Consider the following 22548-nt stretch of genomic DNA (forward strand, 5'->3'; position numbering starts at 1 on the left):
ACGGCAGCGAAAAACATCCGGCTAGTCGTGCGAAGGAATTCAGAACAACAGGCAGGCAAAAACGACAGGGAGTGTCACCATGAAAATCAGACGCACGGAATTTCTGGTCGCCGTTGCAATCGTCACCTCGGCCGCCGTGATGCAGATTCGCGAGCATCTCCTGCAACACGAAACACCGCCGACAAGCATGCAAAATATGTCGGCGGCTTGTGGCGCGACGGACGAAGGTCTGGTGCCCGCCGGATGCGAAGCGACCGGCGACAATCGCCAGGTGGATCGTGCACCGCTAGCGCCGCACGATACGCCGCGAATCTGGGTGTGAATGCGGCAACGCTGTCTCAAGCAACGCGCTTCAGCAACGCAAACGGCCCGACAACTGTCGGGCCGTTTGCTATCCAGGGCGTCGTCCAGATCGAATCCGGAACCGCCTCACCGGCGCTGCATCAAGCGTGTCTTTCCTTGAACTCGTTCAACGGTTCAGGTTGCTTCAACGGATCGAAGTCCGCCCAGCGACCCTGCTGCCAGCGGCCGGTCGCGCGCTCAACCGCCGCGCCGCCCGCTTCGCGCAGCACGCGCGCGGCGTCGAACTGATTGTCCGGCGACACATGGACCGCCACCAGCACGCCCGAATCGCGCGTTTCCTCGTGAAAAGGCGAACGATGACCCGGTTTGCCGCCGCCCCGCGTGCGCATCATTGCGCCGGCCAGCGAGCCGATATAAGCGCCGACCCCGGCTGCGATCAGCGACACGAGAATCGGCGCCGAGAATGCCGCGAAAATACCGACGCCCACCACTGCCCCCGCTACCGCTCCGATCGTGACACCGAGGCCTGCGCCCTTCGGCGCGTCCCTCGCGCTCGCATCGGTGGCGGTATCGCCGCCAAGCGGATAACGCGCGTGCTGGCCGCGCGGATTGACGAAAAACAGCGTGACGTCTTCTTCGACGAAACCTGCGTTGAAGAGCTTTTGCGCCGCGTCTTCCGCAGTCGGAAAAGTCGTGAAACGTGCTGCGACGATGAGTGACATGAGGCCTCCTTGCATCGTTGATTGGCGTTCGCAAACTGCGCGGTCGTGCACTGCCGCGCTGCAAGACACACCAGCCACCCACAAAACACACCCAGGCAGCCGCGCGCAAGCCGGCACACGACAACGTCGGCGCTACGCCGTGGCGCCGCGATCCGGTTCCATGCCTTCCACCCTGAACAGTCCGCTATGCAACACTACGCCTTCGCCGGCGTTCAGGTCGAGCGCTTCCGCGCAAACCGAACGGATGCGATGACGGCCTTTGTCGAAGGCGGACATCAACGCGGATTCGAGCGCGGAATCGGCGCCGAAATGATCTTCCAGCGCCTCGGCGGTGATCGCGCACGACACCGCTTCGCCATCCACGCGCGCCATGAAGCGCACCATCAGATTCGCGCCGTCGAAGGCCGGCTCGTCGTCGGAAAAAGTGATCTGCATAAGAGAGTCCTCATAGGCCGGACGCGGCAGGATCGCGTTCATGACGAACCCTTCAAGGCGCCGGCGAGTTGCTGCGCCATCGCGAGATGATGTTTGATGGTCGGCAACGCGTGCGCGGCGGCGGCCTTCAACTGCGAATCCGTGCCGCTTTGCGCTTCCTGCTGGAACAGGTCGACCGCACGCTGATGGGCTTCGAGTCCGATCTGCTCGACGTACGCCTGATCGAACGCGTTGCCCTTCAGCGTTTGAAGCTTGCCGACCAGCGCGGCATCGGCCGACGGCGTGGTGGTGAAGCCCTTCTTCGCGACCAGCGCCGCCATGCCGTGCGAGAGTTTCGTGTGATCGACGATCATCTGCTGCGCGAATTTCTTCACGTGCGGATCACTGGCATTCTTCAGCGCGATCTTGCTGGCCGCGATTTCGGTGGCATCGGCTTGCGACGCGTCCTGCACGAATTGCTGGTCGGCCGGCGAGAGCTGTGTGCCGCCGACCGGCGCATCGCTGGCCGGCGCATCGCTGGCTTGCGCGTACACCGCGCCGATCGACGCCACGCCCAGCCCCAGCGCGGTCGTCATCACTTGTAGGGAATACCGGAGTTTCATGCATTTTCTCCCTGGTCGACGGGGTCACCGACGCGCGGCGTCGATCGCTCGCGCTTATGCCGCTTTGCGCTTCGATAGTTGCGCAATCAGCGTTCTGTTGAATGCGGGCAGATCGTCGGGCTTGCGGCTCGTAATCAGGTTGCCGTCCTCGACCACTTCCTGGTCGATCCACGTGCCGCCCGCATTGCGAATGTCGTCCTGCAAGCTCGGCCAGCTCGTCACCGTGCGGCCCTTGATGATCCCCGCCGACACCGGCAGCCAGGCGCCGTGGCAGATCACCGCGATCGGCTTCTTCGCGCTATCGGCCGCTTTGACGAAGGCTTGCGCCTGCGGCAGCAAACGGATCGCGTCGCCGTTCACCACGCCGCCGGGCAGCACCACGGCGTCGTAGTCGGACGCGGTGACGCGGTCGAAGGTGGTGTCGACGTCGACGGTGTCGCCCTTGTCGACATGTTTGAAGCCCTGGATCTTGCCGGGCTTCGACGAAATGACGTGCACGGTGGCACCCGCGTCGGCGAGCGCGCGTTTCGGCTCGATCAATTCGGCCTGCTCGAAGCCGTCCATGGCGAGGACCGCGATCTTGCATCCGTTCAGCGTATTGCTCATTCGTGCTCTCCTTCAGAGTGCCGGGACCGGGTGCATCAATCACATTAGCCGGACCCTGCTGTTTGGGGATATCAGCAAAAGACGTGCCTATGTCGCGTGCGGCGAATCACAGTCCATGCGGGTCGTCGTCGAGACCGTCGTCGTCACGGGCCAACGGGTCCATGGGATCGATCACGCGGTCCGGTTCGATATCGCGATCCGGAGTTAGCGTCGAGTCGCCGTCGGCTGCGGCGCGCTCGCCCGTGCCCGCCCGATCGGTATCGCTGCCGAGTTCGCTGTCGCCGGTTTCGAGCGCGTGGTTGTCGAGTTCCGAATCGACGTCGAAGGCATGACGCTTCGCGCCGGCCACGTCGCTACCGCTGTCGGACGAATCGCTCGGACCGAGCGCGCCGGTCGTGCCCGCTGTCTGCTTGACGACCTGTTGCGGCTCTTCATCGGGGTTTAACGTGCTGCTCATGGCGTGCTCCTTGAGGGTGAGGTTCGAGGTGATGTCGCTAGCGAGAAAAGCTGCGCAAGGACCGTTCCGCTCGCGTCCCGGCGGTGCAACCACGGTGCACCGCAGCAAGCGCCGGGCACTGCCTTTGCTTGATGCGCAGGCATCGGCGCGTCCGTGCCCCATCAGCGCCTCATGCTTGAAACCGCTTGAAACTTCTACCTGCGACCATGACCGACACGCCCACTTCGAATCCGCGCCGCGCGGAACGTCCCGGCGACAGCGCAACCCGCGCCGCGCCGCAAACCGTGTCGCCTGCCATGCCGCCCGGCCTGCGCCACGCCGACGACGCCCGCCCCGGCTACACGCGCAAGCGCGAGTCGGAGAAGGACGGCTTCAGCTACTTCGACACGGCGGGCAAGCGCATCGACGACGAAGACGAGATCAAACGCATCAACGCACTCGCCATTCCGCCGGCCTATGAAGACGTGTGGATCTGCCCCGACGCGCGCGGCCATATTCAGGCGACCGGCCGCGACGCACGTGGGCGCAAGCAGTACCGCTATCACCCGCGCTGGCGCGAGACGCGCGACGCCGACAAGTACGAGCGCATGGCCGAGTTCGGTCGCGCGCTGCCGAAGATCCGCGCCCGCGTGGCACGCGATCTGAAACTGCCCGGCATGCCGTGCGACAAGGTGATCGCCGCGATCGTGCTGTTGCTGGACACGACGCTGATCCGCATCGGCAGTGTCGAATACGCGCGCGATAACCAGTCGTACGGTTTGACGACGCTGCGCAAGAAGCACCTGAAAATCGAAGCCGGGCAATTGCGTTTCAGGTTTCGCGGCAAGAGCGGCATCGAGCACGACGTCACGGTGAACAATCCGCGCATCAAGCGGATCGTGCGACGCTGTGCGGAACTGCCGGGTCATGACCTGTTCCAGTATCTCGACGACGACGGCTCCCGCCGCACGGTCGGCTCGGCCGATATCAACGACTACCTGCGGCGCGCGAGCGGCGCGGATTTCACCGCCAAGGACTATCGGACGTGGGCCGGCAGCGTCTATGCGCTGGCCGCGTTGCGTCGCCTGATCTGCGACAGCGCGGCGGAAGCGCGCCGTCATCTGGTGGCGACCGTCAAGGACGTGGCCGCGTTGTTGCGCAATACGCCGGCGGTGTGCCGGCGTTGCTACATTCATCCGGCGGTGATCGGCGCCTTCGAAGCCGATGAGTTGCAGACGCTGCCGTCCGGTCGGACGCGGCGTGGCTTGCGTGTCGATGAAGTCGCGTTCGCGGCGCTGCTCGCGCAGGCGGAAAAACGCGCGGCAAAATTGGCGCGTCAGGCTGGCGCGAAGGGACGCAAGACGCGCGAGGCGGTCGTCGCGGAAAGCGTCGACGATACGCTGACGAGCTTGCTGAAGAAATCGCGCGTGGTGCGTAAGGGGATGGCGGCGAAAACGAAGGCGAAGACGAACGGGAAAGCAGGTGGAGGGACTTCGACGCGAGCGACGGCGGCCTGACGCAGCACAACTTCGGCGCAACCACGCGATCGACCAATAAAAAACGAGGAACGCCGGTTGCTGCAGTTTGCGTACACCCAACCTGTAGAGGAGTCACACCATGTTGAACCAGATACAGACGCAAGCCGGCATGAGCCAGGGCCAGGGCGCCCGCATCGTCGGCAAAGGCAGCGCCACCGCGGATGGCCCCGGTCCGGACGTGATGGCTGCAGCCACTCTCGACGGCAACAAGGTGCTTAGCAGCGACGGCGAAGACATCGGCAAGATCAAGGACATCATGCTCGATGTCGGCTCGGGCCGCGTCGCGTACGCGGTGCTGTCGAGCGGCGGTTTTCTCGGTATCGGCGACAAGCTGATGGCCATTCCATGGCACGCATTGACGCTCGATACCGAGCAGAAGTGCTTCACGCTCAATATGACCGCGGAGCGCGTCAAAAACGCACCGGGATTCGACAAGGATCATTGGCCGGCCATGGCGGACCAGACCTGGGCTACCTCCGTGCACCAGTACTACGGCAGCGAACCCTACTGGGGCCGCGGTGCGTACGACACACGCGACGATCTCGGCGTCGGCGACATCCCGGCGGGCTCGTCGGATGCGCCTGAAGCGGGCGGGCTGAAGCTGTAAAAGTTCTGCCCGGCTCGATGCGCCGGCTTGCCGCGCTTGCGGCGGCCGGCGCGTTTCACTTTGGCAGCGGCGCGCGGCGGTCCGCCATGTCGATGCTGAATTTCTACCTCAACCGCACCGGCAAGAATCTGCCCAGAACGCGGCGCGCAACCTTGCAGCAGGCCAAACGCAAATTACGCGAAGCGTTCGGCCGCGAACCTTGACGCAACGCCTGCAGCCTTGCGCCCTTCTCAACCGGTCAAGCCTGCGCCACGCGCATGCCGACCTTCACCGGATGCTCATGCACGAAACACTGTGGTTTCTTATCGTCGGTGCCGTGCTCGTTTTCATGGGCGTGGCGGCGACGACCCTGCGGCGCCTGCCCGTCAGCGCCGCCATGTTCTACCTGTTGACCGGCTACCTGCTCGGGCCGCCCGGCTTCGATCTGTTGCGCCTCGATATGGTGGCCGACGCGCACGTGTTGCGCATGGTCACCGAAATCGCGCTGCTCGTCTCGCTGTTCGCCATCGGTTTGCGCCTGCGGCTCGGCGTATTCGACAAACTGTGGACCGTGCCGCTGCGTCTCGGCTTCGTCGCGATGCTGGCAACCATTCCACTTTTGACGCTGTTCGGCGTGTACGTTCTGCAATTGGCGTGGGGACCGGCCTTGCTGCTCGCGGCGATCCTCGCGCCGACCGACCCGGTGCTCGCGCACGACGTACAGGTCCACAACCCCGGCGATCACGATCTGTTGCGCTTCGCGCTGTCCGGCGAAGGTGGCCTGAACGACGGCATTGCGCTGCCTTTCGCGGCGCTTGGCCTCGCGGTCTGCGCCACGCCGGCCGGTCACGCGGTCAGCTTACTGAACCTCGCGCTCGTCGGCGGCATGGTGTGGGGGGTGGCCGGTGCGATCGCCATTGGCGGCGGGCTCGGCTGGGCCACCACGCACGCGGTCGCCTGGCTGCGCACGCGTCACGCGCAGGCGCTCGGGCTGGAAGGTTTTTTCGCGCTGGGCCTGATCGTGTTGTCGTTCGGCGCCGCACAGCTTGCACACACGTACGGGTTTTTGGCGGTGTTTGCAGCGGGCGTCGCGATGCGCCGCGTCGAGCATCGTGCGAGCGGCGGCATCTCGCCCCGCAAGGCAATCGGCACGGTCGATTCCGAAGATGTCGACGCCACCGCCGCGCATCCCGACAAAGCCCACGCATATATGACGGAGTCGGTGCTCGGTTTCACGATCGAACTCGAACGCATTGCCGAAGTGGCCGTCATGGCGATGGTCGGCAACGTGCTCGCCAATCTGACGGCGCCGCTCTTCACGTGGCAGACCATCGCGCTGTGCGCCGCGTTGTTCGCGATCGTGCGACCGGTCGCCGTGGAACTGTCGCTGCTCGGCTCGAGCGCGACGCCGACGCAACGGCGTTTGATGAGCTGGTTCGGCATTCGCGGTATCGGCTCGTTCTACTACCTGGCCTACGCGCTCGAAAACGGCGCCCCCGCCGACGTCACGCGACTCGTGCCACTCACGCTCGCGGTGATTGCAGCCTCCGTAGTGATTCATGGTGTATCGGCCACGCCGTTGATGAACTGGTATCACCGCTTGCGCAGCCGCGAGACCTGATAAGCACATCGCCCCGGGCACGCGAGCGAACGCCTACCGGCGGCAATGCAAACGGCATGCATAGCGGCCGGCAAAGCCCGTTCGGTTTTTCCACCGCTTTTCAAACAATGCGTTGAAGAATCCGCTAGCAATCCGAATACCGATGCGCAATGCATTTTTTGAAAATAATTACCACTAGTCGGCAATCAAAGAAAGCAAAAAACCCAAAATCGAGTCTAGTCGCTTTAAGCATTCTTAACTAAGATAACCGCTAACTCATTGCTGAGAGCGCGACGACATCAATGCCAAAGTACCGGGTCATTATTGCCGTTCCATACGAATGCCACGTATAAATGACGCAACTTGGCCTGCGTTATTCGCCCAGGGTTTGGCTTCGGCCGGCAGCACGTGAGCCGATGTCCGCGCGGCCGCAACGCGCGGCCTCACACGTCGCGCGGATTGCGCTCGGCGCGCTCGTTGCGGTAGCGGTCTGGCTGCATGGCGCAGCCGCCAGCGCCGCGACGGATACCGCCAATGCGACAGATCCGCGCGCGCTCGCGTCGCAGACCTCCGCCGCTGCCGAGGCTTCCGCCGCCGCCCCGCGCCAGCCTTCCTTCGCGCTGTACTACGGCAAGAATCCACCCGTCGAACTGCTGTCCGCCTACGACGCCGCGGTGGTCGAACCCGACAGCGAATTCAATCCACTGGCGCACGCGCTGCCTCACACCACCTGGTTCGCTTACGCGAGCGTCGGCGAGGTACTGCCTTCGCGCAGCTACTACGCGGCCTTGCCCAAAACCTGGCTCGCGGGCCACAACGAAGCATGGGCCTCGCGCGTGGTCGATCAAAGTCAGCCGGGCTGGCCGGCCTGGTATGTGGAACACGTCATTGCCCCGCTCTGGGATAAAGGCTATCGCGGTTTTTTTCTCGACACGCTCGATTCATGGCAATTAGTCGCCAAAACGGATACGGATCGCGCCGCGCAGCAAGCCGGCCTGGTGGCGGTGATCCGCGCTATCAAACAGCGTTATCCCAATGCGAAATTGATTCTGAATCGCGGCTTTGAAATTCTGCCGCAAATTCACGATCTCGCTTATGCGGTCGCATTCGAATCGCTATATCGCGGCTGGAATCAGGCGCAGCAGCGCTATACCGAAGTCCCGCAAGCGGATCGCGACTGGCTGCTGGGCGAGGCGAGGACGATCCGCGAGCAATACCGTCTGCCGGTCATTTCGATCGACTACTGCCCGCCTGCCGATCGCGCCTGCGCACAAGACGCCGTCGGCAGAATCCGTGCGCAAGGCGTGGTGCCGTACGTGACCGACGGTGCGCTCGTCACCGTGGGCGCGGGCGCGGTCGAACCGCAGCGCCGCCGCATTCTCGTGATTCAGGACCCGCCGGCGCGCACCGATCTGAACGTGTCGCCCGGCGTACGTTTTCTGGCCATGCCGCTGAACTACCTGGGCTACCGGATCGACTACGCCGACGCGCGCGAGCCGTTGCCGCAAGGCGATCTGCGCGACCGCTACGCCGGCATCGTGCTGTGGATGAACAACGACGTGCCGCGCGCCACGGAATATCGCGCGTGGCTCTCCGCGCAAATCGACGCGGGCTTGCCGATCGCGGTGTTCACCTCGTTCGGCGTGCAACTCGATCCGGCGCTCGCGCAAAAGCTCGACTTGCAGGTCGTGCCGGGTCAACCGTCGAACGGCAAACTCGAGGTCGAATCGTTCGATCCGAAACTGATGGGCTTCGAAATGAAGCCGCGCCCGGACCCGCACGATTACACCGCGGTGCGCGTCGGCCCGCATAGCCGCTCACTGCTGCGACTGCGCTCGGGTCACTTCGTGATCGACGGCGCGGCGCTTACGCCGTGGGGCGGCTATGCGATGCGGCCGTTCGGCGTGTTCGACCTGGGCGCGGTCAATCAGGCGCGCTGGGTCACGCAGCCGATTGCGTTTCTGCAAGCCGCGCTGCGCCTGCCCGCCGACCTGCCGGTGCCCGACACCACCACCGAGAACGGCCGCCGCCTGCTGATGTCGCATATCGACGGCGACGGTTTCGCGTCGCGCGCGGAATTCAGCGACCACGGCACGACGAACACCGACGCATCGCCGCAATATTCCGGCGACGTGCTGTTCCGGCTACTGCGCGACTCGGGCATGCCGACCACGGTCTCGCTGATCGAAGGCGAAGTCAGCGACGATGGCCCGTATAAGGCGTTCGCCGCGCATTTGCGGCTGCTCGGCCGGCGTATTTTCGAATTGCCGAACGTCGAAGTCGCGACCCACACTTACACGCATCCGTTGCAATGGATGCGCGTCACCGGCCTTGGCATTTCCAACGACAAGGACGTGCCGACCGAAGGCGGCAGCCAGACCAACAGCACGGGTCTGTCGATCGACATTCCGGGCTATCGCTTCAACATCGACCGCGAGATCGGCGGGTCGATCGGCTATATCGACAAACGGATCACGCCGCTGGCGAAACCGGTGCGCATGGTGCTGTGGAGCGGCGACTGCCAGGTCCCCGCGCCGGTGCTGAAGGCCGCGTACGAAGCCGGTGTGCTGAACATGAACGGCGGCGACACGCTAATCACGAAGAGCTATCCGAGCTGGACCGCGATCGCGCCGCTCGGCGTGATGAAAGACGGCTACTTCCAGGTGTTCGCGCCGAACCAGAACGAGGAGTTGTACACGGACCTGTGGCATGGACCGTACTACGGCTTCACGCGCGTGCTCGAAACCTTCGCCATGACGGACCAGCCGCTCCGTTTCAAGCCGATGGACATCTACTACCACATGTTCTCCGGCACCAAGTTCGCGTCGGTGCAGGCGCTGCAGCAGATTTTCGACACCGTCTTGCGGCAGCCGGTGAATCCGGTGTTTTCCTCCGAATACGCCCGCAAGGTGCTGGACTTTCTCGACCTGAGCATTGCACGCGAGGGCGCGCGCTGGATAGTGCGCGACGCCGGTCAACTGCGCACCGTGCGGCTGCCGGCCGGCCGGGTGCCGGACATGGCGAGCGCGACCGGCGTGGCGGGTTACCTGCCCGGTCCGGGCGGCACCTATGTGCATCTCACCGGCGGCGAAGCGAGCTTCACGGTGATCGATGCGGCCAGCGCGCCGCGCGTGCCGTATCTCGCCGACGCGAACGGCCGCATCGACCATTTCGAACGCACGGCGGGCGGCTTCTCGTTCGATCTGCGCGCGCGGATCGCGCCGCAGTGGCGCCTCGCAAATGCGGGTGCCTGCCGCGTGAGCCGCCGACCTCTTTCCAACGACGCCCACCAATTGCATGTCGACGTCGCCTGCGACACCTGAACGGCAACGGCTGTTTTCGCCAGCCGTCATCCTCGTGCTCGGCGCGCTCACCGCGCTGATGCTGGTGCTCGCCTATCCGCGCGACAAGCTGGAGGCGCGGCTGCTGCGCGGCACCAACACGGACGGCCTGACGATCGCGTATCTGGAAGCGTGGCTGCGGATCGATCCCGACAATCCCGACGTGTTGTCGGAACTGACGCGCGAGTATCTGAAGGGACAACGCATCGCCGAGGCGTCGCGCGTGCTTGACCGCTTGCAGCAGTCGCACGATCCGGCCGCGCGGCAAGGCGCGCTGGCGATTCGCGTGTCGATCGCACAACAACGGCTATACGCGCTGAAAGCCGACGATCCCGCGCGGGCCGCGAGGCTGCGCGAACTCGACGCGTTGTTGCGCGAGGCCGCCCCGTACACGTGGGACAACGAGCAGCTTGCGTTGCTGGCGCGTCAGGCGCGTGGACTCAATGACAGCGAACTCGCCGCGCGTTACTACCGTCAGTTGATCCAGCGCGATCCCGCGCATGCGAGCGGCTGGCTGGTCGATCTCGCGCAGACCGAACTCGGCAACGGCCGCTATGCGGCGGCGGCGAATGCGTGGTTCGAGGCGCAGCAGCACGCCGACGACCGGGACCAGCGGCGCGCGCGTTTCATTGCGGGCGTGCAGGCGCTGCAGGCGGGCAACGATCCGCTCGCGGCGATTCAGGCGGCGAACGCGCATCTCGGCGATCTCGCCGACGATCCCGCGACGTTGCGCTATCTCGCCAATCTGGCGCTCGCCGCCGGCCGCCCGGATCTGGCCGAAGAGTATGTGAAGCGGCTGCTCAAGATGTCGGCGGTCATGCCGCGAGGGATGCGCGTGGTTGCATTTGCGAGAGGCACTGCGGGCGATGCGCATGCCGCGGCCTCGGCCGCCGACGCAAACGCAAACACAAGCGCGAGCCCGCCGCACGCGCGGACCGCCGCGCTGGCCGACACCACGCCCGGCGAATTTCGCAACGCCCACGGCATCTGGTTACGCGCCGCATGGTATCGACCTGAGCATCAAGCGCGTGGTTTGCAACATGTCGTGCTGACGTTCAATGCCTGCGCAACGACGAACGGAGCCTGCAACGGCAAACACGCGCGTGGACCGCGAAACGCCCACTCACCGATCGATCAGCGCGGCAGGTTCATCAGAATCGCCACGACGACGGCAAGCGCACCTACACCTACACCGGCAGCCACGAGCACAACCTCGGCCGCCACGCCAACGCCCACCGGCGCTTCCGCCGAATCCGACAACGAACTCGCCTACCGCGTGTTCCTCGCCAATGGCGACGTCGCCAACGCCCAACGCATCGCTCAGGCCGCGCTCGACCAGGACCCGCAATCCGCCCTCTGGCGCGGCCGTCTCGCGCAGGTCGCGGAATGGAATCATCAACCGCAGGTGGCGCTGCGCAATTACCTCGCGCAAGCGCAGGCCACCGGCGACGCCAACGCCTGGCAGCAGGTCGCGCGGCTGGCGCCCGGCCTGAACGACAACGCCGCCGTGCTGGCCGTCACGCTGCATCAGTCGGAACAGCAGCCGGACAATCTGAAGCTGATCGACGCCGTGGTGTTCTCTTACGAACAACTCGCCGACCCGGACAGCGCGCTGCGCTTCCTGCAAGCGCGCATGCACGGCGCGCAGCGTCGCGCGGTCATGGAGCGTTACGCGCTGATCGCCGAGCGCAAGGGCGACGACGATCTCGCGCTGCACACCTGGCGCGACCTCGAACGCGAGTTCGGCCCGAACGGCGCCTATGGCCTGAAAATCGCCACCCTGCTCTACACGCGAACCCAGTTCGATGCCGCGCTCGCCGCGATGAACGAAGCCAAGGCCGCCGCGCCGAACACCGACGGCGACTTCTGGCGCTTCTACGCGCTGCTCGCCAACACGGTCCAGCATCCGCACGAGGCGAACCTGGGCTATCGCGCGCTGATTGCCGGCGGCAAAGCCGACGCCGACGACTACGAAGCGATGACCGGTTTCTACAACGACTCGCCGCTCGACGCCGGCCGCCTCGCCGAATACGCGTATCGCCACGGCGGGCCGCCGCGCGCGCTCTCGCAGGCGCTTTACCACTATCAGCGCGCGCGGGCCTGGGGGCGGATTCGCGTGTTGCTTGCATCGCTCTCACCCGAGGAACGCAGCGCCGCCGAACAGTCCGCTACCTTCCTGCTGGCGCGGGCCGAATACGAACGGCAAACCGGTTCGGTGGAGGACGCGGAGCGCGATATCAAACGCGCCGCGCGCCTCGCGCCCGACAACGCCGAAGCGCGCGCCGCGTATCTGTGGATGCTGACCGACCGCGGCACCGACGCCGAGTTGCGCAACGCCCTGCGCAGCTACGCCGGCGACGCCGAAAACGACCCGCAACTGTGGTCGCCCTACGCCGCGGCGTCGATGCGTCTCGGCGACGGCCGCGCGGCGCTGCACTATCTGCACAAGCAGTCCGCGCAGGCCGCGCAGAGTCCGCTCTGGCGGCTGACTTATGCTGACGCGCTGGAGCTGAACGGCCGCATCGACGAGGCGTGGCAATTGCGCCGCAGCGTCTGGCTCGAACTCGCGCGGCGCCGCCGCGATCCGGCGCAGGCGAGCGCGCTGCCCGCCGCGGAGCAGGACGATTTGCGCGGCCGCTATGTCGCGCTGAGCACGCTGTTCGACAACGGCGACCGCTCGCGCGCCGTGCTGATCGACATGCTGCGCGCGGACCAGGCGAGTCAGACCGAGGCGCCGTCCGCACAGACCTCCGGGCTCGGCGACATTGGCCTGCTGCCGCCCGTGCAACAGGAGGCGATCCGCAAGGAGCGGCGCGTTTATACGGCCATTGCACGCGAGGCGGCGATTTCGTGGGCACAGGTGCAGGACGCCTCCGATATGGAGCGCGCGTGGCTCGAAAAGCAATACATTCAACGCAGCACGCGGCCGGTGTATGCCGAGGCGCAACTGGCCATCAACGAAGGCGACGTGAACGAATTGTCACGCCTGCTCGACACGCTGCCCGATCTGATTCCCCGGCAAAACAAGGTGGATGCGCAAACCCTGACCGGCCGCAACGCCGACGCGCAAACCACCGCCTTCGAGTCGCTCACGAGCCTGCCCAACGACAGCGTGATGCACGGCCAGTTGCACGACCGGCTGCTCAGCAACGCGCAGGCGGTCGCGCCGTCGGTGCGCTACAGCGACCAGGGACCGTTGCGCTTCAGCGAGGAATCGATCACCGGCGGCGTGCGGCTGACCCCGTCGCAAGCCCTGCAATTGCGCTACCGGCAGCGCGACCAGAGCACCGACGCCGGGTCGCTGCCCAACGCGCCGAATCACGACCGCCTGCTCGAAGGCGTCTACTCGCACAAGGGGCAATACGACGAAGAACACGTGATTGTCGGCCGCCGCGAAGCGTTGAAGGACTTCGTGACCGCGCGCGTGGAAGGGACCTATGCGGTCAATCCGCAACTCACACTGACCTATGCGGCCGGCTATAACCAGTCCGCCACCGAAACCACGCAACTGACCGTGGCCGGCGTGAAGGACCTCGCGTCGGTCGGCTTCAACTACCGGCTCGACTCGCACTGGTTCGGCGGCGGCCGTTACGAGTACGACCGCTTTCACGGCCAGGACCGTTCGTCGCTCGGCGACGGGCATCTGATCGAATTGAACGCCGGTTACAAAATCAAGGCCGACTACCCCGACTACACGATCCGCGCGGTGTTCTCGCACGGCCAGTACAGCGCCAACGGCACGCCGGGCGCCGCGCTGCAGAACCTGCTGCCGGCCGGCACCCCGTTCAACGCCCAGGCCTTCATGCCGCAAACCTTCACGCAGGGCGGCCTGCTGTTTTCGTTCGGCGACGACCTGCCGGAGAACTACTCGAAAGGCTGGCGGCCGATGTTCTCCGCCGGGCCGCTGCGCGACTCGCGCGCGGGCTGGTCGGGCCAGGTGATGGCCGGCTTCGTGGGGAGTCTGTTCGGCGGCGATCAGGTGCTGATCTACGGCTTGTATCAGGGGGCGTCGTCGAATCACTCGACCTCGGTGAAGGAAATCGGCGCGCGGTATCAGTGGCTGTACTAGAAGAAGACGTCGGCAAGCCGTGGCTTGCCCGGTGAATCGAATCAAGCCTGTCTGACTGGAGAGCAAGATGGACCAAGCAAAACAAGCTCAAACGAAGCGGCCGCGCGGGCGCGCCGCCGTGCTGTCGATCGTGCTCGGCGCGGCGCTCGGGGTGACGCTGGGCGGGTGCTCGGTGATCGACCGCAGCAGCGCGCCGGCGTTCTCGAAGAGCGACACGTGGGTGATCCTGCCGATCGCCAACAACACCGAGACGCCGCAAGCCGGACAGCGCGCCGCATCGATCGCGCAAAGCCTGTTGAGCGCATATGGCTACGCGAATCTGACGCGCTATCCGTCCAGCGCCGACGACGAAACGCTGTTCGATCCGGCCAAGCCCGACGCCCAGCAGAACGCGCTGAACTGGGCCCGTCAGCAGAATGCGCACTATGCGCTGAGCGGCGCGGTCAACGAGTGGCGCTACAAGGTCGGCGTGGATGGCGAGCCGGCCGTCGGCATCACGTTCGAGGTACTCGACGTGCAAAGCGGCAAGGTCGTCTGGACCGGCACGGGCAGCCGCACCGGCTGGAGCCGCGACGCGGTGTCGGGCGTCGCGCAGAAGCTCGAGCGCGAGTTGCTGAGCCCACTGGCGCGCTGACGCCGAGCCGGGATCATGCCGATGCGCCCGGCGCCGCCTCAGCGTTCGCTGCGTTCACGACGAACGTGCGGGCCAGGCGCTCACGCCGGCGGTCTTTCAACCGATATCAGGAAGCCCTCGCCATGAACACGCGTGCTCCGGATCAATTCGCGCCGCGCTCCCGCTTCAAGCGTCGCCAGGCGCAAAGCATCGGCGCGGGCTCGTGGTGGGCGCGGCTGGTCGCGCCGCCGCGCGGCACGGCGCGTCGACGCGCCGTCACCACGCTCGAATCGGTCCTCGCGACGCTGCTCGCGATCGGCCTGTGCTGGCTGTTCCGGCCACTCAACCCGTTACTGATTCACGTCGGCTTCGTGTGGATCTGGAGCGTGCCGATCGTGCTGGCGTTGCGCTACGGTTCGATTGCCGGGACGTTCTCCGGGCTGATTCTGCTCGGCGCGTGGTACGTGCTGTATCCGGGCGCGGACCCGTCGTCGCTCGGTTCGATCGCGCATGCGCTGGGTGAGCCGCACATGGAGCCGCAGCCGTTTCCGGTCGGCTTCTTCTTCGGCGGCTTCGCGTTCACGCTGCTGTGCGGACAATTCGGCGACGTCTGGATCACGCGGCTCGGCCAGGCGCGCATGGCCAACGACTACCTCGCCGAGCGGCTGTCGATCCTCACGCGCAATCAGTTTCTGCTACGGCTTTCGCATGAACGCCTCGAACAGGATCTGCTCGGCCGCCCCGCGACGTTGCGCGATTCGCTGGCGCGTATGCGGGCGGTGACGCTGACCCAGGAGCCCGGCAACGCGCAACGCGGCGTGGTGGATCTGCGTGGCGCGCAACAGTTTCTCGATACCGCGGCGCAAGCTTGCCAGCTGGAAGGCGCGCGTCTTTACGCATGGCGCGACGGCCATCCGCATCACGAAGCCGCTGCGTGGATCGGCACCACGTTCGAACTCGACGCGGACGATCCGCTGGTGCGCGAAGCGCTCGACGTCCGCACGCTGGTGCATATCGAATCGGCAACCCAGCAAAAGGCCGCGCAAAGCCGCTATATCGCCTGCGTGCCGTTGATCGATGCGCTGAAGCAACCGGTGGGTCTGCTGGTGATCGAACGCATGCCGTTTCTCGCCTTGACACGCGATAACCTGCAATTTCTGCTGGTGCTGTGCAACTACTACGCGGACGGCGTGCAGCATGCCGACGTCACGCGCGATCTGCTGCAGGCGTTTGCCGATTGTCCCTACGATTTCGCGCTCGATTACGCGCGGCTCGTGCATCTGTATCGCGATACGCGGGTGCGTTCGTCGCTGGTCGCGCTGGTGTTCGACGAACGCACCGCCAGCACCACCTGGTACGACCACGTGCTGCGCACGCGGCGCGCGCTGGACGTGCAATGGGCGCGCAACACCGGGCCGCTGCGCGCGATTCTGACGCTGATGCCGCTGTCGGGTGAAGGCTCGATCGACGGTTATCTGCTGCGGATCGAAGACAATCTGCGCGCGCAATACGGCGTCGATTTCGAGTCGGCCAGGATTGCCGTGCACGCCATGGTGATCGCCGATGCGGAGCCGGTGAATGAATTGCGGCGTTTGCTGGAGCGCTGCGATGCGCGAGTCTGATGCGGATTCGGCGCGGGAAGCGAGGGGCGTTGGCGCGGCGCGGGGAGTGGCTGGGGTGGCTGGGGTCGCGGGTGTGGCTCATGCGGGATCGGCTTCGGCTTCACGCTCCGGCATGGGGTCCGCGCTGCTGGCCATGCTTGCCGGACTCGCCGGCATCGCGTTGCAACTTGCGGTCTTCTCGATCGCCGCCCATGGCGCGCCGGATACATCCGCGCAATGGCTCGGCGGCCTTCCCGACGACGCACCGTCCGGCGACGCCGCGCGTCTGAACACGCACACGCTGCTGCTCTGCCTGCTGGTCCAGGCGCTGGCCGCGCTGCTGATCTCGCTCGCCATTGCCCGTGCGCTGCCGCGGCGTTACCGCGCGCCGCGCAAGGGCGTACTCGCCGCACTGTGGTTCCTGAACTTCGCGCTGCCGATCGGCGGCGTGGCCTGCACGCTCGGCGCGCTCGCCATTGCAAGAATCCTGCCGCGTCCGCCCGAGCGCTTGCCGGTTACGCAAGTCGACGAGCCCGAATTCGCCGCCAATCTGATCGGCAACGTGTCGTACGGCCGTGGCGCGCGGCTGAAGGCAGAGTTGCAGAACGCCGACGCCGGCACCGCGTTCCGCATGACCGCCCTGCTGGCCATGCAATCGATGCCCGCGCGCACCGTTTCCCCGTTGCTGCAAGGCATGCTGGCCGACCCGCTCGACGACATCCGCCTGCTGGCGTACGGGATTCTCGACAATCGCGAGAAGGCCCTTACGCAGCGGATTCTGCTGGAACGGCCCAAGCTCGACCGCAAGCTGCATCCGGCGTTGAACGACACCGACCGGCGGCGCGCCAACAAAACCCTCGCCGAGTTGTACAGCGAGTTGATCTACGAGCATCTGGTCACCGGCGACGTCTATCGCAACGCCGCCGATCAGGCGGACGGTTTCGCTATCGCGGCGCTCGACGCCGATCCCGACGACGCCTCGCTCTGGCGCCTGCGCGGCCGTCTCGCGCTCGACCGCCGCGAACTCGACAACGCCGACACGATGCTGCAACGCGCTATCGACTGCGGTTTTCCGCGCGAACGGATGCTGCCGTATCTCGCCGAAGCCGCTTATTTGCGGCGCGATTTTGCGCGCGTGCGCCGTTTGCTGCGCGAGATGGACAGTCACGCGGGCGGCTCGACGCTGCACGCGGTGCTGGCGTTCTGGCAGGGGCGCGAGGCGGGTGCAACGAATAGCGCTGCCGGCCCGCGCGATTCAGGTGGCCCGCGCGCGGTCGACGCCGACGCCAAAGCGCCCGACGCGCCCGACGCGTCCAACTCGTCTAACGCTTCCGACTCATCGGCCCGCGACGCCATGCACCGTGCCATGCCCGACCACCTGTCCGCGCCGGACGCACCGCCGAGACGCCCAACATGAACGCTCCCAAAGCCGCCACCGCTACCGTCCCGCACGCCCCACACGCCGCGCCCAAACTCCCGCGCGCGGCCTCCGCCGATATCGCGCTGCTACTCGAAGGCACCTTCCCGTATGTGAGCGGCGGCGTCTCCAGTTGGGTCAACCAGATCATCCGGGCGTTCCCGGAATACACCTTCGCACTGTGCTTTCTCGGCAGCCGTCCGCAGGACTATCCGAAGATGTCGTATGCGTTGCCCGACAACGTCGTGCATCTGGAGAATCACTATCTGTACGACTTCGCGCCGCCGCCGATGATCCGTCATCAGCCCGGCGACCCCGCCGCCTTCATGCAGGCCGGCCAGATGCACGAGAAGTTGCGCAACCCCGCCATGCGCCAGGCGGCCGGCCGGATGCTCAGGGACATGCTCGACGATCTGCGTCCCGGCGGCGCACTGGGTGAAGAAGCGTTTCTGTATTCGAAGGAATCGTGGACTTACCTGACCGATCAATACCGGCAGTACTGCACGGACCCGTCGTTCGTCGATTATTTCTGGACCGTGCGCATCATGCACAAGCCGCTGTGGCAGTTGGCCCGCATTGCCGAGGGACTGCCCAGGGTGAAGATGTTCCATACCGTCTCGACCGGCTATGCGGGTTTTCTGGGCGCATTGCTGCGTTACCGGCATGGCCGTCCGCTGCTGGTGTCCGAACACGGCATCTATACGAAGGAACGCAAGATCGATCTGTTCCAGAGCCAATGGATTCGCGACAACCGCAGCATCTTCGAACGCGACGTGTCGCAGATCGGCTATTTTCGCGACCTGTGGGTGCGTTTCTTCGAAACGCTGGGCCACGTTTGCTACGACGCCGCCGAGGACATCATCGCGTTGTACGAGGGTAACCGTCGACGTCAGATCGTCGACGGCGCACCCGAACACAAAACCGCCAATATTCCCAACGGCGTGAACCTGCCGCGGCTCGCGCCGCTACGCGCGCAACGCGGCGCGCAGATCCCGAAGACGCTGTGCCTGATCGGCCGCGTGGTGCCGATCAAGGACATCAAGACCTTCATTCGCGCGATGCTGACGGTGGTGCGTCAGATGCCGGAGGCCGAAGCCTGGATCGCCGGTCCCGAAGACGAGGACGAGTCATATGCGAACGAATGCCGTGCGTTGGTCGAGAGTCTGGGCTTGCAGGACAAGGTGAAGTTTCTCGGCTTCCAGAAGATCGACGAATTGCTGCCCAAATGCGGCGTACTCGTGCTGAGTTCGATTTCCGAAGCGCTGCCGCTCGTCGTGCTCGAAGGGTTTGCGGCGGGCGTGCCGTCGGTGACGACCGATGTCGGCTCGTGCCGCCAGTTGATTTACGGACTCGACGGCGAGGACGCCGCGCTCGGCGCAGCGGGCCGCGTGGTGCAGATCGCCGATCCGCGTGCGCTCGCCGAAGCAGCGCTGGACCTGCTCGACGAGCGCAACTGGCACGCGGCGCAACAAGCGGGCATTGCACGGGTCGAGCGGTTTTATACGCAGGATCAGATGGTGGGCTCGTATCGCGAGTTGTATGCGCGCCTCACTGCGCTAGCGGATCTGGAGCCGACAGCGCAGCAGGCGCTGTCGTCCTGACGCGGCACTGAGCCACCCCACACTCAACGCAAACGGAACGGATCGCCATGGCCGGAATCGGGTTCGAACTGCGCAAGATGCTCCGCCGCGATACGCTGCTGGGGCTGATGCAGGCTTATACGTACGCCGGGTTGATCGGCGCGGGGCCATGGGTGCTGTCGATCGTCGGCATTCTGCTGATCGGTGTGCTGAGCCTACCGTTCGTTTTGCCCACCGGGCTCATCACGCAGTTTCAGGTCTCGGTGACGTATCTGATCTCGTTGTCGCTGATCCTCACGGGTCCGTTGCAACTCGCTTACACCCGTTTTACCTCCGACCGTCTGTTCGAGAAGCGCGACGATCTGGTGCTGCCGAACTATCACGCGGTGGCGTTCGTGGTGACGGTGGCGTCAGCCGTGCTCGGCACGCTGGCGATCGTGCTGCTATTTCCGCAGCAGACCGTCGCGTACCGGCTGCTCATGCTGGCCGGCTTCGTCGTGATGTGCAACATCTGGATCGCGACGATTTTTCTGTCGGGTATGAAGCAGTATGTGTCGATCATCGTGGTGTTCTTTATCGGCTATTCGTTCACCACCGGCGCGGCGCTCGCGCTCAACCGCTTCGGCCTGACCGGGCTGCTGTCGGGCTTCGTAACGGGCCAGACGATCTTGCTGGTCGGCCTGCTCGCACTGATTTACCGCGATTACCGCAGCGATCATTTCATCTCGTTCGAAATGTTCTGGAAGCAGTACCGCTATCCGTCGTTGATGCTCACCGGCCTGCTGTATAACCTCGCGATCTGGGTCGACAAGTTCATGTTCTGGTATTCGCCCGGCACCGGCCAGCCGGTGATCGGGCCGCTGCGGGCGTCGCTCATCTACGACATTCCCGTGTTTCTCGCGTATCTCGCGATCATTCCAGGCATGGCGGTGTTTCTGATGCGGATTGAAACCGACTTCGTGGAGTACTACGACGCCTTCTACGACGCGGTGCGCGAAGGTGCGTCGCTGCAGCATATCGAACGCATGCGCAACGCGATGGTGGAGGCACTGCGCAACGGCATCTGGGAAATCATCAAGGTGCAGACCATCGCCGCGATGGTGCTGTTCGCCGCCGGCACCGTGCTGCTGTCGTGGCTGAAAATCTCGACGCTGTATCTGCCGCTGCTTTATATCGACGTGATCGCCGCCAGCATGCAGGTGGTCTTCATGGGCACGATCAACGTGTTCTTCTATCTCGACAAGCGCAAGATCGTGCTGTGTCTGGTGGCGGGATTCGTCGCGCTGAACGTGATTTTCACGGCGCTCACGCTCGCGCTCAACCCCGCTTTCTACGGATACGGTTTCGCGGGCGCGCTGCTGGTGGTCGTGCTGGCGAGTCTTTACCTGCTCGATCGTAAATTGGAATCGCTAGAATACGAGACCTTCATGCTGCAATAAGGCCTCTTCTTTCGATGACCGTACCCGACGAATCGACACGTCATGCGCGAGCGAGCGCCGCCAATTCGCTGTTTGCTTTTCTGAAGGCGTTGCCGCTCGGCGAGCGGCTGATCGAAGGCGGTTTCATGGCGGTGCAGGCGGTGGCCGGTGCGAGTCTCGCGTTCGGGATCGGCCGCCTGCTGCATACCGAGCAGGCATTCTGGGCCGCGATCACCGCGATCGCGGTCAGCCAGCACAGCTATATCGACACGCGCAATCTGTCGCGCGACCAGTTTATCGGCGCGATGGTAGGCGGCGTGTGCGGGTTAGGTGGCGCGCTGCTCGGCGGTGGGCATTTCGCGGCTTATGCGGCTACCGTGGGCGTCGCGATCGTCGCCTGCTGGATTCTGAACGTGGGCAGCGCGGCGCGGCTGGGTGGGATTACCGCGACCATCATGCTGCTCGTGCCGGGGATGGGGCCGCCTTGGGATAAGGCGTTGCTGCGGCTGGGTGAAGTGACCTTGGGCACGGTCTGCGCGTTGTTGACGGCGTGGCTGATGTCGAAGGTCGAGCAGCGGTGGTTTGGGAAGCCGCGGAATACGTGAGGGAAGGAGGCGTTGCGGGGAATGGCGGCATTTTCACCCGCTTGTTCGCTTGGCGGCACATCGCTCTCTTCGCACTAAATCATTCGCCTTGCGCCGCCTCGCCCTCTTGCGGCCGACGCCGGTAACGCCCAGGCGTGTCGCCGATACTTTGCTGAAACGCCTTGCCAAACGCGGCTTCCGATTGATAGCCCACCATCTCGCCGATCTCCGCCGCGCTGCGCTGCGTGCGCAGCAGCAGATCGCAGGCGATCGTCATGCGGATCTGCGTGAGGAAGTCCATTACCGTCATGCCCGCCCGTTCGTTGAAATGACGTGCGTAAGTGGCCCGGGACATCGCGGCGAGGTCGCCCAGTTCGGCGATGGTCCATGCACGCTCCGGCGCGCTCAACATGCTTTGTACGGATGCGCCCAGACGCGCGTCGGCGAGTAGCGTCAGCACGCCCGAGGTCGACGCGTTCTGTTCGCCATGCACGCGCAAGGCCATCGCGAAGAGCGCGTGACTCAGCGCGGTGACGATGGCCAACGCGCCCGGCTGACGATGCTCCGCCTCGGCGCGCATCAGCGCGATCACCGTTTGCAATGGGCCGAGTGCCTGCGCACCGCCGAGCGAGACGTGGAACGGATCGGGCAGCGCATTCAGCAGTAACGCGGATGACCCCGGCGAGTGGACAAAGCGGCCGCAGAGCAGATCGACATCGGGCTGCGCCGCGGGCGCGTTGCCGGCGTCACCATTGTTGCTGTCGTGGCCATCGTTGCGTCGTACGGGCAGCATGCCGTCATGACTTAGCGTCAAGGGCGCCGTGGCGCTACTCCTTGCCACATTGCGCACGCGATGCGCTGCACCGTGCGGAAACAGCACGAAATCGCCCGCGCGCAGCGCCACTTCCCCGCCGCCGGTGGTTTCGATCAGGCAGGCGCCGCCGAGCACCAGATGAAACGGCGCGATACCCGTTTCCATCGGCGCGTGATCGATGTCGAAGCCGCCCGAGAGAAGGCAACGCAGATCGAGGCTGGCTTGCGGGCGGGCAAGGTCGATCAATCGGCTGAGCATGTCCATGAGACGATCGCGCTAAAAG

The 22548-nt window shown here is 65.1% G+C and carries 18 protein-coding genes and 1 pseudogene; 13 read left to right on the forward strand and 6 right to left on the reverse strand.

The window, feature by feature from the left end; all coding sequences use genetic code 11:
• Window positions 1–79: 79 nt before the first annotated feature.
• Window positions 80–322: a hypothetical protein gene (locus BX591_RS13680; protein WP_111931987.1), complete on the forward strand. Its 243-nt coding sequence runs from the start codon at window positions 80–82 to the stop codon at window positions 320–322.
• A gap of 121 nt (window positions 323–443) precedes the next feature.
• Here BX591_RS13680 and BX591_RS13685 read toward each other — a convergent pair whose 3' ends face one another.
• The 5 genes from BX591_RS13685 to BX591_RS13705 all read right to left on the reverse strand — a co-directional run bounded on the left by BX591_RS13685 (window position 444) and on the right by BX591_RS13705 (window position 3125).
• Window positions 444–1025 carry a hypothetical protein gene (locus tag BX591_RS13685; RefSeq protein ID WP_111931988.1) on the reverse strand — a complete coding sequence of 194 codons (582 nt, stop codon included), beginning with the start codon at window positions 1023–1025 and terminating at the stop codon, window positions 444–446.
• A 132-nt stretch (window positions 1026–1157) separates the two neighbouring features.
• The gene (locus tag BX591_RS13690) at window positions 1158–1502 is read right to left on the reverse strand and encodes a DUF1488 family protein (protein WP_105506416.1); all 345 of its coding nucleotides are present in this window, start codon (window positions 1500–1502) and stop codon (window positions 1158–1160) included.
• Window positions 1499–2062, reverse strand: coding sequence for a DUF4142 domain-containing protein (locus BX591_RS13695; protein WP_111931989.1), 564 nt, complete (start codon window positions 2060–2062; stop codon window positions 1499–1501). The genes BX591_RS13690 and BX591_RS13695 overlap by 4 nt, the downstream gene beginning before the upstream one ends.
• A 54-nt stretch (window positions 2063–2116) precedes the next feature.
• The gene (locus BX591_RS13700) at window positions 2117–2668 is read right to left on the reverse strand and encodes a type 1 glutamine amidotransferase domain-containing protein (protein WP_111931990.1); all 552 of its coding nucleotides are present in this window, start codon (window positions 2666–2668) and stop codon (window positions 2117–2119) included.
• Between the two features lie 106 nt (window positions 2669–2774).
• Window positions 2775–3125 (reverse strand): chemotaxis protein, encoded by a 351-nt coding sequence (locus BX591_RS13705; protein ID WP_111931991.1) that lies wholly within the window; start codon window positions 3123–3125, stop codon window positions 2775–2777.
• Window positions 3126–3331: 206 nt separating this feature from the next.
• Here BX591_RS13705 and BX591_RS13710 point away from each other — a divergent pair, with 206 nt between their 5' ends.
• From BX591_RS13710 to BX591_RS13765, 12 genes and pseudogenes are all read left to right on the forward strand, one after another.
• Window positions 3332–4621, forward strand: a complete 1290-nt coding sequence (locus BX591_RS13710; protein ID WP_111931992.1) for a DNA topoisomerase IB — start codon at window positions 3332–3334, stop codon at window positions 4619–4621.
• Between the two features lie 100 nt (window positions 4622–4721).
• Window positions 4722–5249 (forward strand): PRC-barrel domain-containing protein, encoded by a 528-nt coding sequence (locus tag BX591_RS13715; RefSeq protein WP_111931993.1) that lies wholly within the window; start codon window positions 4722–4724, stop codon window positions 5247–5249.
• A gap of 77 nt (window positions 5250–5326) precedes the next feature.
• A pseudogene (locus BX591_RS13720) lies at window positions 5327–5452 on the forward strand (DUF3175 domain-containing protein); the annotation flags it as partial.
• 77 nt (window positions 5453–5529) lie between these two features.
• Window positions 5530–6849: a cation:proton antiporter gene (locus BX591_RS13725; protein ID WP_111932156.1), complete on the forward strand. Its 1320-nt coding sequence runs from the start codon at window positions 5530–5532 to the stop codon at window positions 6847–6849.
• Between the two features lie 395 nt (window positions 6850–7244).
• Window positions 7245–10151 carry a bifunctional glycoside hydrolase/polysaccharide deacetylase family protein gene (locus BX591_RS13730; RefSeq protein ID WP_111931995.1) on the forward strand — a complete coding sequence of 969 codons (2907 nt, stop codon included), beginning with the start codon at window positions 7245–7247 and terminating at the stop codon, window positions 10149–10151.
• Window positions 10126–14238: a tetratricopeptide repeat protein gene (locus BX591_RS13735; protein ID WP_111931996.1), complete on the forward strand. Its 4113-nt coding sequence runs from the start codon at window positions 10126–10128 to the stop codon at window positions 14236–14238. The genes BX591_RS13730 and BX591_RS13735 overlap by 26 nt, the downstream gene beginning before the upstream one ends.
• A gap of 67 nt (window positions 14239–14305) precedes the next feature.
• A complete protein-coding gene (locus BX591_RS13740) occupies window positions 14306–14872 on the forward strand; it encodes a penicillin-binding protein activator LpoB (RefSeq protein ID WP_111931997.1) in 567 nt (188 codons plus the stop codon).
• Window positions 14873–14994: 122 nt separating this feature from the next.
• Entirely contained in the window at window positions 14995–16473 is a 1479-nt protein-coding gene (locus BX591_RS13745) for a PelD GGDEF domain-containing protein (protein WP_111931998.1), read from the forward strand.
• Between the two features lie 112 nt (window positions 16474–16585).
• Window positions 16586–17869 carry a sugar ABC transporter permease gene (locus BX591_RS13750; RefSeq protein ID WP_244146957.1) on the forward strand — a complete coding sequence of 428 codons (1284 nt, stop codon included), beginning with the start codon at window positions 16586–16588 and terminating at the stop codon, window positions 17867–17869.
• The gene (gene pelF, locus BX591_RS13755) at window positions 17866–19470 is read left to right on the forward strand and encodes a GT4 family glycosyltransferase PelF (RefSeq protein WP_244146958.1); all 1605 of its coding nucleotides are present in this window, start codon (window positions 17866–17868) and stop codon (window positions 19468–19470) included. Before BX591_RS13750 ends, pelF begins: the two co-directional genes overlap by 4 nt.
• Window positions 19471–19517: 47 nt before the next feature.
• Complete coding sequence (gene pelG, locus BX591_RS13760) at window positions 19518–20888, forward strand: exopolysaccharide Pel transporter PelG (RefSeq protein ID WP_111931999.1); 1371 nt, start codon at window positions 19518–19520, stop codon at window positions 20886–20888.
• Window positions 20889–20902: 14 nt separating this feature from the next.
• Window positions 20903–21472, forward strand: coding sequence for an FUSC family protein (locus BX591_RS13765; RefSeq protein ID WP_111932000.1), 570 nt, complete (start codon window positions 20903–20905; stop codon window positions 21470–21472).
• 79 nt (window positions 21473–21551) lie between these two features.
• Here BX591_RS13765 and BX591_RS13770 read toward each other — a convergent pair whose 3' ends face one another.
• Window positions 21552–22529 carry an AraC family transcriptional regulator gene (locus tag BX591_RS13770; protein WP_111932001.1) on the reverse strand — a complete coding sequence of 326 codons (978 nt, stop codon included), beginning with the start codon at window positions 22527–22529 and terminating at the stop codon, window positions 21552–21554.
• Between the last annotated feature and the right edge of the window lie 19 nt (window positions 22530–22548).

Source organism: Paraburkholderia bryophila (genome assembly GCF_003269035.1).
Classification (GTDB): domain Bacteria; phylum Pseudomonadota; class Gammaproteobacteria; order Burkholderiales; family Burkholderiaceae; genus Paraburkholderia; species Paraburkholderia bryophila.

Excerpts from the sequence above, each read along its gene's own strand:
- BX591_RS13680 (WP_111931987.1), top strand. The coding sequence starts at position 80 with ATGAAAATCAGACGCACGGAATTTCTGGTCGCCGTTGCAATCGTCACC.
- BX591_RS13685 (WP_111931988.1), bottom strand. The coding sequence starts at position 1,025 with ATGTCACTCATCGTCGCAGCACGTTTCACGACTTTTCCGACTGCGGAA.
- BX591_RS13690 (WP_105506416.1), bottom strand. The coding sequence starts at position 1,502 with ATGAACGCGATCCTGCCGCGTCCGGCCTATGAGGACTCTCTTATGCAG.
- BX591_RS13695 (WP_111931989.1), bottom strand. The coding sequence starts at position 2,062 with ATGAAACTCCGGTATTCCCTACAAGTGATGACGACCGCGCTGGGGCTG.
- BX591_RS13700 (WP_111931990.1), bottom strand. The coding sequence starts at position 2,668 with ATGAGCAATACGCTGAACGGATGCAAGATCGCGGTCCTCGCCATGGAC.
- BX591_RS13705 (WP_111931991.1), bottom strand. The coding sequence starts at position 3,125 with ATGAGCAGCACGTTAAACCCCGATGAAGAGCCGCAACAGGTCGTCAAG.
- BX591_RS13710 (WP_111931992.1), top strand. The coding sequence starts at position 3,332 with ATGACCGACACGCCCACTTCGAATCCGCGCCGCGCGGAACGTCCCGGC.
- BX591_RS13715 (WP_111931993.1), top strand. The coding sequence starts at position 4,722 with ATGTTGAACCAGATACAGACGCAAGCCGGCATGAGCCAGGGCCAGGGC.
- BX591_RS13725 (WP_111932156.1), top strand. The coding sequence starts at position 5,530 with ATGCACGAAACACTGTGGTTTCTTATCGTCGGTGCCGTGCTCGTTTTC.
- BX591_RS13730 (WP_111931995.1), top strand. The coding sequence starts at position 7,245 with ATGTCCGCGCGGCCGCAACGCGCGGCCTCACACGTCGCGCGGATTGCG.
- BX591_RS13735 (WP_111931996.1), top strand. The coding sequence starts at position 10,126 with ATGTCGACGTCGCCTGCGACACCTGAACGGCAACGGCTGTTTTCGCCA.
- BX591_RS13740 (WP_111931997.1), top strand. The coding sequence starts at position 14,306 with ATGGACCAAGCAAAACAAGCTCAAACGAAGCGGCCGCGCGGGCGCGCC.
- BX591_RS13745 (WP_111931998.1), top strand. The coding sequence starts at position 14,995 with ATGAACACGCGTGCTCCGGATCAATTCGCGCCGCGCTCCCGCTTCAAG.
- BX591_RS13750 (WP_244146957.1), top strand. The coding sequence starts at position 16,586 with ATGGGGTCCGCGCTGCTGGCCATGCTTGCCGGACTCGCCGGCATCGCG.
- pelF (WP_244146958.1), top strand. The coding sequence starts at position 17,866 with ATGAACGCTCCCAAAGCCGCCACCGCTACCGTCCCGCACGCCCCACAC.
- pelG (WP_111931999.1), top strand. The coding sequence starts at position 19,518 with ATGGCCGGAATCGGGTTCGAACTGCGCAAGATGCTCCGCCGCGATACG.
- BX591_RS13765 (WP_111932000.1), top strand. The coding sequence starts at position 20,903 with ATGACCGTACCCGACGAATCGACACGTCATGCGCGAGCGAGCGCCGCC.
- BX591_RS13770 (WP_111932001.1), bottom strand. The coding sequence starts at position 22,529 with ATGGACATGCTCAGCCGATTGATCGACCTTGCCCGCCCGCAAGCCAGC.